At 56.9% G+C, this 8,615-nt stretch carries 8 protein-coding genes; 7 read left to right on the forward strand and 1 reads right to left on the reverse strand.

Translation table 11 applies throughout. The features are described from left to right. Positions 1 to 120 precede the first annotated feature (120 nt). The 6 genes from ACFL9S_RS11765 to ACFL9S_RS11790 all read left to right on the forward strand — a co-directional run bounded on the left by ACFL9S_RS11765 (position 121) and on the right by ACFL9S_RS11790 (position 6,846). Complete coding sequence (locus ACFL9S_RS11765; protein ID WP_405262101.1) at positions 121 to 2,295, forward strand: TonB-dependent siderophore receptor; 2,175 nt, start codon at positions 121 to 123, stop codon at positions 2,293 to 2,295. 137 nt (positions 2,296 to 2,432) lie between these two features. Next, positions 2,433 to 3,071, forward strand: coding sequence for a DUF998 domain-containing protein (locus ACFL9S_RS11770; protein ID WP_405262084.1), 639 nt, complete (start codon positions 2,433 to 2,435; stop codon positions 3,069 to 3,071). Beyond that, a complete protein-coding gene (locus ACFL9S_RS11775; protein WP_405262085.1) occupies positions 3,068 to 5,014 on the forward strand; it encodes a sigma-54-dependent Fis family transcriptional regulator in 1,947 nt (648 codons plus the stop codon). Before ACFL9S_RS11770 ends, ACFL9S_RS11775 begins: the two co-directional genes overlap by 4 nt. Before the next feature lie 15 nt (positions 5,015 to 5,029). Then, a complete protein-coding gene (locus ACFL9S_RS11780; RefSeq protein WP_405262086.1) occupies positions 5,030 to 5,776 on the forward strand; it encodes a lipoyl protein ligase domain-containing protein in 747 nt (248 codons plus the stop codon). 364 nt (positions 5,777 to 6,140) lie between these two features. Next, on the forward strand, positions 6,141 to 6,377 hold the full coding sequence (locus tag ACFL9S_RS11785) for a hypothetical protein (protein WP_405262087.1): 237 nt from the start codon (positions 6,141 to 6,143) through the stop codon (positions 6,375 to 6,377). Positions 6,378 to 6,399: 22 nt separating this feature from the next. Further along, on the forward strand, positions 6,400 to 6,846 hold the full coding sequence (locus ACFL9S_RS11790; RefSeq protein ID WP_405262088.1) for a putative T6SS immunity periplasmic lipoprotein: 447 nt from the start codon (positions 6,400 to 6,402) through the stop codon (positions 6,844 to 6,846). 93 nt (positions 6,847 to 6,939) lie between these two features. On the opposite strand, the gene ACFL9S_RS11795 is transcribed toward ACFL9S_RS11790, so the two are convergent. Continuing rightward, a complete protein-coding gene (locus ACFL9S_RS11795) occupies positions 6,940 to 7,995 on the reverse strand; it encodes a 2,3-butanediol dehydrogenase (protein ID WP_405262089.1) in 1,056 nt (351 codons plus the stop codon). Positions 7,996 to 8,358: 363 nt separating this feature from the next. Here ACFL9S_RS11795 and ACFL9S_RS11800 point away from each other — a divergent pair, with 363 nt between their 5' ends. Further along, complete coding sequence (locus tag ACFL9S_RS11800; protein WP_405262090.1) at positions 8,359 to 8,595, forward strand: YrhB domain-containing protein; 237 nt, start codon at positions 8,359 to 8,361, stop codon at positions 8,593 to 8,595. Positions 8,596 to 8,615 lie beyond the last annotated feature (20 nt).

Consider the following 8,615-nt stretch of genomic DNA (forward strand, 5'->3'; position numbering starts at 1 on the left):
ATCCGTGCCATTCCTGAAGTCAGCTGCGGCCAATCAGTAAAGCTAATGGATTGGCGGGCTTAACGGTTTTTTTCGTAGACAAGGCTGTTTCAGACGAGATAACACATTATGTTGAAGAAGATGAAAACCCAGGCGCGCCCTGGTGTGGCAATACACTCTGGGAAGAACACCCTGCGCCTGCTGCTGGCGTCTTCACTGCTGGCGGCCCCGCTGGCACAGTCCGCCAGCGATAATACGCTGACGGTGACGGCCGAGTCCCAGGAGAGCGTCACGGGGCGCAATAGCGGCATTGTGGCGAAAGAGAGCGCGGCAGGCACCAAAACCTCAACCCCGTTGCGCAAAACCCCACAATCGATTTCAGTCGTGACGCGTGAGCAGATGGATGACCAGGCGGCGGCGTCGGTGTCCGATGCGCTGAGCTACACCAGCGGTGTGGTCACCAACTATCGCGGCAACTCCAACCGTAACGACGAAATTATCAGCCGTGGCTTCCGCTACGCGCCAAAACTGCTGGATGGTCTGCACTTCGGTCTTTCCAGCTCCAGCGGCGGAGCGGGGCAGGTTGATCCCTGGTTGCTGGAGCGTGTGGAAATGGTCCACGGACCGGCGGGTGTGTTATACGGCCAGGTCAGCCCTGGTGGCCTGGTGGTGATGACCAGCAAGCGCCCGACGGCCGAAACCCTCCGCGAAGTGCAGCTCAGCACCGGCAATCATCACCTGGGCGAAGCGGCCTTTGATTTTGGCGGCAAGCTGAATGATGACAACACGCTGTTTTATCGTCTGAACGGTGTCGCCAGCACCAAACATGAAAATGTGAAAAACAACAAACAGGAACGCGTGGCGATAGCGCCCGCCATCACCTGGCTGCCGAATGCCGACACCAGCTTTACCCTGTTAACCAGCTACCAGAACGACCCGAAAGCCGGATCGCGTAACTTCCTGCCGATGGCGGGGACGTTGCAAGAAGCCAGCACCGGGTATATCCCGTATGACTTCAATATCAACGACCCTAACTACTATGGTAATAAGCGGGAACAGGTCTCGATCGGCTACGAATTTGACCACAGTTTCAATGAAGCGCTGTCGTTCACTCAGAACCTGCGTTATACCCATCGCGATGAAGACTATAAATATATGGTCTATACCACCAGCCCAACCTTCAACGACCACACCATTGAACGTCGCCCGCAACATGAAACGGCGATGACCAATGAAGTCGGTGTCGATAACCACCTGAAAGGGCTGTTTGATACCGGTGATGTCGGGCATACCGTGCTCGGTGGGCTGGATTACCGCTGGAGCCGCGTTGCCAGTACCCTGTCGCGCCACACCTCTACCCAGTATCGCCTTGACTGGGCGGATCCTGTCCGTGTTGATGTGAATGAGGACGATTTTAGCACCAGCATTAACACCGTGAAGCAGCTGCATCAGGTTGGGGTATACCTGCAGGATCAGATGGAGTGGAACAACTGGAACCTGGTGCTGTCCGGCCGTAACGACTGGTCGCAAATCCGTACCATTGACCGCCTGAACGGTACGGATGTGAAAAACAATGACAGCGCCTTTACCGGTCGTGCCGGGCTGTTGTATGCCTTTGATAATGGTCTGTCCCCCTACATCAGTTACAGCACCTCGTTTGAACCGAACCTGAGCAATGGCGCACCGGGAACCGATCCGTTTAAGCCAACGACCGGAGAGCAGAGCGAAGTGGGGGTGAAATACCAGCAGCCGGGTTCCAACACCGTGATGACCGTGTCGGTGTTTGATATTACGCAGAAAAATATCACCTCGAACAACCCGGTGACCGGATACAACGAGCAGGTCGGTAAGGTTGACTCTAACGGCGTGGAAATGGAAATACATGCCCAGCCGTTGCCGGAAATCAAGCTGATGGCGGCTTATACCTATACCGATGCGGTCACCAAAGAGACTTACACGGCCACCCAACTGGGACGGACGCCTGCCAGCATTCCGCGTCATGCGGCATCGGCCTGGGGCAGCTACAGCTTCCTGAACGGTGTGCTGAACGGGCTGACCGTGGGTACCGGCGTGCGTTATACCGGTGATGCCCCGGCGGACAGCACCGGCACCAACGAAGTGCCACACTTCACGCTGTACGATGCGATGGCAAAATATGAACTGGGCGAGGCGGTTTCCAGCCTGAAAGGCACCACGGTTCAGCTGAATGTGCAGAACCTGACCGACAAGCATTACGTGGCATCCTGTAGCAACAGCGAAGCCTGCTTCTATGGCACGGGCCGCAATGTGGTGGCCTCGGTGAACTATCGCTGGTAAGTCGCGGATCGCCTGGCCGACGAGGGGGATGAAGAACCGCCCGTCAGTAGCGAATTATCGTCCTTTACCACCCCAACCGGGGTGGTTTTTTTTTGGCGCTCTGTCAGACTGAATGCTGCCAGTAACAGGAGAATAAAATGTCGCATTTATCTGGCCGCCGTCGCGCAGGAGGGTGCTGTTTTGCCGCCGGGGGATTGCTGTATCTGCTGGCCGAACGCACCAGCGCGCTGGCCTGGCATCATCCGCTTTATCGCTACAGTCATAACTATATTAGTGACCTCGGCATTCCTGAATGCGGGCCGCAAATCTGTTCACCGCTGCATAACGTGATGAACGCCGGGTTTGCGCTTGAAGGCGTGCTGTTTATGCTGGCCTGCTGGTTACTGCGGCCGCAGTTTCCCGGCGGAATGGGGTGGGCGGCATTGCTGGCAGGTTGCCTTCATGGCATCGGCGGCGTGCTGATCGCCCTGTTCCACAGCGGTGGGGAAGCCGATGGCGTGACGTTGCATCAGGTGGGCGCGGTGATGGCGATTGGTGGAGGGAATTTTTGCCTGATCGCCACCGGCTTCGCCGTTCGTCGTGGCAGGCCGATGTATGCCGGGTTTAGCCTGCTGCTGGGATGCGGCGGCTTGCTCTGCATGGCGCTGATCCCGTATGTGGCGTTACCGATTGGCATCATTGAGCGTGCGGCGGTGTATCCCATTACCTTCTGGCAGCTTTTGAGCGGCTTTTCGCTGCTGTTACTGTCTCACAGGACCAAAAGGAGACTGTTGTGAATCAGAGTCAGCGTGAACATATTGCCACCGTACTGGCCTGCGTCAGCGACAATGCGCAGCATCTGGCGCGGCTCCAGCATGACCAGACGATCCGCGACTCCTGGCAGCGCTGCGTGGAAAGTCACGGTCTTGATCCCAGCCGTATGCAGGCGGCGCACATTCTCCCCTGGCAGGCGCTGCGTGAGCATCGCGAGCACCTTGAAGAGTTTCGCCGTATTGCCCGGCACGGCCTGAGCATGCTGTATCAGCAGATTGCTCCGGCGGGTTATGTGGTGTTGCTGACGGATGCGCAGGGCGTGACGGTGGATTATCTGGGGGATGACAGCGCTGAAATCAGCCTGCGCCGCGCGGGCCTGTTCCTTGGGGCGCAATGGTCGGAAGCCTGGGCGGGCACCTGTGCGGTCGGCACCGCGCTGGCAACCGGGAAAGCGCTGACCGTACATCACAACGACCATTTCGATGCCACGCATATTGCGCTCTCCTGTTCGGCCGTGCCGCTGTTCGATCCGCAGGGGCAGCTTAACGCCATCCTCGATATCTCCGCACTGACCTCGCCGCAGCCAAAATCCGGCCAGCAGCTGGCGTTACAGATTGCGCAGATGCATGCCCACCAGATTGAAAATGCCTGGTTCGGGCATCGCCACCGTACCGACTGGGTGCTGAAACTCAGCCCTTCCTCGCCGTTTGTTGAGGTCAGCCCGGATTACCTGATTGCCTTTGATGCCCGTGGCCGGGTGATTGGGCATAACCACCGTGCGCAGCGCATGCTGGAGCAGGAGCTGGGCATCGATGCGCCGCTGCCGCATTGCCGCAGCACGCTGCTCGGCATGCCGATTGAGCAGCTGTTTAATACTTCGATAGACAGTTTGCCGGACTGGCTGGCCAGCGCCAACGGCCGCCAGGGCACGCTGGAGCGGGTGAACAGCGGGGAACGGCTGTATGTGACGGCGGTGCAGCCCGCACGCCGCCCTGAGCGCCCGGCGATCACCACACCCGCCGCACTGCCTGCCCCGCTGGCGGCGCTGACGGGCGGTGATCCGGCGTTGCAGCAGCAGCTACAGCGGGCCGCCCGCCTGCTGAGTGCGCCGCTGCATCTGGTGGTGCAGGGGGAAACGGGCAGCGGCAAAGAGTATTTTGCCCGCGCGTTCCATCAGTCCAGCCCGCGCAGCGGCCAGCCGTTTATTGCGGTGAACTGTGCCGCAATCCCCGCAACATTGATTGAAAGTGTGCTGTTTGGTCATCTGCCGGGCAGCTTCTCCGGCGCGGGCAGCAAAGCGCGGCGCGGCCTGATTCAGGAAGCCGACGGCGGCACGCTGTTCCTGGATGAGATTGGCGATATGCCGCTGGAGATGCAGACGCGGTTGCTGCGCGTGCTGGCCGAGCAGGAAGTGCTGCCGGTCGGGGCGTCGCGCCCGATCCCGGTGGATATTCGTGTGATCTCTGCCTCACATCATCTGCTTGATCAGCTAGTGGAGCAGGGGCGTTTTCGTGCGGATCTGTTCTGGCGTTTGCAGGGGGCGCGTATCACCCTGCCTGCGCTGCGCAACCGCCGCGATCTCGACTGGTTAATCGACAACATGCTGGCAGATAAAGCGCGGCTCTCTGTGGCGGCGCGTCAGTGCCTGCATCAGCATGGCTGGCCTGGCAACCTGCGTGAACTGAGCAATGCGCTGGATTACGCCGTGGCGATGGCCGAGGGCAACATCATTGACGCGGGCGATCTGCCTGATGGCATCGGCATCACCGCCCCGGTTACGTTAGTCCAGGAAAGCCCAACAGAGGTGCAGGCGCTGCCGGATGAAGGGCAACAGCTGGTGGCCTTGCTGCGTGCCGCACGCTGGAACCACAGCGCCGTGGCGCGCCAGCTGGGCATCAGCCGTATGACGCTGTACCGCCGGATGCAGCGTTATGGCATTCAGTCGCCCAACACTCAGCCTGCGTAACGGGAAGAGATGACGATGAAGAAAAGCGTGCAGGTCGCGGGTGACGGCCCGTTTATGTTGCCGCAGGGACGGTTGCTGTACTGTGCGGACCCGACTCAGGCCGAGGACGGGCTGTTTCCGCTGGCTGCCGCAGGCCACAAGGTGGCCCAGCTGTGGTACGGGCCGACGTCGCTGGTGGTGCCCTCCAGCTACCGACGCTTTACCGCGCTGGACACTGTTCGGGAGCAGTTTGCCGCAGCCGGATGCCCGGTGTTCCTGCGTAAATCCGGCGGTGGGCTGGTGCCGCAGGGACCGGGCATTATCAACCTCAGCCTGGCGTATCCGGTTGATCGCACCCTCGGTGAGGCTGCGGAAGAGGTGTATCGTCATCTGTGCGCGATCTTAAGTGAGGCGCTGGCGGAACTGGGCGTGGTGACGGGCTGGCAGGCAGTGGAAGGATCGTTCTGCGACGGGCGCTTTAACCTCGCCTGTGGCGAAGGGCAGCAGGCGCGGAAAATTGCCGGAACGGCACAATACTGGCGGGCAATTCCCAACAGTGATGCCGATGCACCGCGCCGCCATGTGGTGCTGGCCCATGCGGTGCTGCTGGTGGACTGTGATTTAGCGGCGGCACATCGCCAGGCGAATCAGTTCGAAGCTGCGCTGAACAGCGGGCATTTTTATCAGGTATCAAAAACGGTCAGCGTGGCGCAGATGCTGTTAGCCCGGCATGCGTATTTGCGTGATGAGGTGGTGGATGCGCTGATCGCGAGGATCACGTAGGGCTGAAGGTTTTTATCGCTGCAAGGAACGCGTCAGGTCTGAGGCCAGTTTGAGCACGCCGGATCGGCAACGGCCGCATCCCTGCGGGCCTCGGCGCGTGACGTCCGGCTTACCTCAAACTGGCCCCATCCCCGTAAAAACGGTGCTCGCTGTTGGTTTAAAACCGCAACAGAATCCGGCCTCAACGTCAAAACTCAAATCCGAATCCGCTGCTGCTACTGACGATTAACGCTCGCCAAAACTGAAGTTACTGTCTTGGGTAATAGTGTGATATGACTGACAAATTAACCCTTGTAAACGTTAAAAAGCACACACAAATGCTACCCTTGTCTGGCGATAATCATGGAAAAACTAAGGAATAGTGATGATTGATAAGGAAACTAAGGACCGCAGCTTGCGCCTGATGACACCAGGTGCAGTCAAAATGGCCAAAGATATTTTTCGCGAGACAATTAACTACTCGAAAGTGTGGATACATAAAGGGAGTTATTTCTTTTTCGGACGGCAGAATAAGAATACTTCCATTTTTCCCAATGGGGAAATGTATTTCCGAAATTATTACCGCCCGGACTTTTCAAAAGCCAGTATAAGCACACGCTGAGATCCTTCCCGTGGAGTCTGTAATGACGATGAAAAAAATAGTGTTTCCCGTGCTGCTCTCTTCACTTTTGGCCGGGTGCGGGTTATTTGGCGATTACACGCCATTACCTGAAATCGGGCAGGTTTCGAGGTCTCAGGCTGGGTTCTGTTTCCAGATTAAAAATCCAGGTGACTATTACGTACATTATCTTTCGATCAGAGAGAGAAGTGCGCCCGAGAGGTCTGGCTTCAATAAAGAGTTTCCTGCCTTGCCGATCGCTGATAATCAGCTGTGTATTCCACAGTCTTACTATCACTTCCCGGATAATGGCGAGATAAATGTTGATATTGCTTTACGCTCACCCACTAAGATAAGGGAATATCGTCGCGATATTATTTCTGAGTTCAGGATGCTGAATGGTGTACCGATGCCCTTTGCCCCAAAGGAATATTCATTGAAAACCGATGACTATATGCGGGAAATAGAATAACGGAGCTGAAAGACCCCACCCAAAGAATTGATGGGATACCTCAGCCCGTTGTGGCCGACCTTTTCTTTTGGTCGGCCAGCACAGCCTGAGGGATTACTGCGGTGGACGCACCAGGATTTTCACCTGATTTTTCTCTTTCACCAGCGCTTCAAACCCTTCAGTCACCAGATCGTCCAGCTCAATGCGCTTAGTCACCAGCTTATCGGCCTGGAAATAGCCCTGAGTCATCAGCTCCATCACCGCCGGGAAGATATGGCGGTAAGCGATGATGCCTTTAACGTTACGCTCGGCCAGCACCACCTTGTTCGGGTGGAATGATGCTTCGCCTTCCCAGATAGAGACAATGATGGTTTCGCCTTCATAACGGGTGCTGTCGATGCACTGTTTCAGCACCACCGGCACGCCGGTCACTTCGAACGACACATCCACGCCGCCTTTGCTCAGTTCACGAATGGTAGCCACCGCATCCTGCTTGCTCGGGTCAATCACCACGTTGGCACCCAGCTCACGCGCTTTTTCGCCACGCTGCGGCGACAGTTCCACCACGTAAATCTCAGAGGCACCCGCAGCACGCAGAGCTTCAATCACCAGCAGACCGATAGGGCCAGCACCGAATACTGCGGCTTTGTCACCGGCTTTCAGCTTGCTCATACGCACGGCGTGCAGCGCCACGGCGGCAGGCTCGACCAGCGCGCCCTGCTCGTAGGAGAGACCGTCTGGCATACGGTGCACCATATGCTCGTCTACGGTTGTAAAGGAGGAGAAACCACCGCCGCCGCCGGACAGACCGTGGAAGCCCAGGTCGCCACACAGGTTATATTTGCCTTCGCGGCAGGCTTCGCATTCGCGACAGGAGAGGATTGGCTCGACAACCACACGGTCACCGGCTTTAAATTTGCTGACGCCCGTTCCCACCGCGACCACTTCGCCTGAGAACTCGTGGCCCATCACAATCGGTGCAATATCGTGGCTGAGTTTATGCGGCTTATCGACCGGAACAAAGATCGGCCCGGCGAGGTATTCGTGCAGGTCGCTGCCGCAGATCCCGGTCCATGCCACTTTGATTTTTACCTTGCCCGCAGAAACCTGAGGTTCTTCGATATCGTCAATACGGATGTCATGCGCTTTATACCAACGTGCTGCTTTCATCTTCTTTTCCCTTGAGATAGGCCTAAATCCTGTCCATTGCCACTGATGCGGCCGGATCAGGAACTCAGGGCTGCATAGTGCGAAAAGCGTGCCAGGATTTGGGGTGGAGGTAAGTTGTTGATTTGGTGCGGGAGTAGGGTAAGGAGGGCGGTGGGAAGGGAGGGGAAAGGTGCGGGGATGTGACAGGTGTAACGGGGTGCGGGTGTAACAGGGGGGAGGGGGTAATAGTAAGATTATTTTGGTGCGTTGTTGGGGGGCTGCTGTGTGCCAGAAGCGGAACTTGCTTACATCGTGCTATGTTAGTTTGCCGGGAGCAGGTCAAATCAGCTAGTTCAAATGACGTTATCGATTGAGAATGGAATAATGATTACTTATCAGAATGCGATGGACAAGGCTTTGGATTACCTTAAAGGATTTGACATTCCAGTCGTTATTACACTTCATGGCCGATTCTCAGAAGGCTGGTTCTGGTGTTATCAATCGAGAGAGTATATGGAAACGGGTGAGTTTTCTGCTCAGTTGGCAGGAAATGCACCGTTCATTATTGATAAAGATAATGGAGAAATTCACTCATTTGGAACTGCTTATCCGTTAGATTGAAGTGGTTTACTGAATTTGGC

Origin of the sequence: Erwinia sp. AnSW2-5 (assembly GCF_045107195.1) — a bacterium.
GTDB lineage: Bacteria > Pseudomonadota > Gammaproteobacteria > Enterobacterales > Enterobacteriaceae > Erwinia.

Bases quoted from the DNA above. Each gene is read 5' to 3' on its own strand.
- ACFL9S_RS11770 (WP_405262084.1), top strand. From the start codon at position 2,433: ATGTCGCATTTATCTGGCCGCCGTCGCGCAGGAGGGTGCTGTTTTGCC.
- ACFL9S_RS11800 (WP_405262090.1), top strand. From the start codon at position 8,359: ATGATTACTTATCAGAATGCGATGGACAAGGCTTTGGATTACCTTAAA.
- ACFL9S_RS11765 (WP_405262101.1), top strand. From the start codon at position 121: ATGAAAACCCAGGCGCGCCCTGGTGTGGCAATACACTCTGGGAAGAAC.
- ACFL9S_RS11780 (WP_405262086.1), top strand. From the start codon at position 5,030: ATGAAGAAAAGCGTGCAGGTCGCGGGTGACGGCCCGTTTATGTTGCCG.
- ACFL9S_RS11795 (WP_405262089.1), bottom strand. From the start codon at position 7,995: ATGAAAGCAGCACGTTGGTATAAAGCGCATGACATCCGTATTGACGAT.
- ACFL9S_RS11790 (WP_405262088.1), top strand. From the start codon at position 6,400: ATGACGATGAAAAAAATAGTGTTTCCCGTGCTGCTCTCTTCACTTTTG.
- ACFL9S_RS11785 (WP_405262087.1), top strand. From the start codon at position 6,141: ATGATTGATAAGGAAACTAAGGACCGCAGCTTGCGCCTGATGACACCA.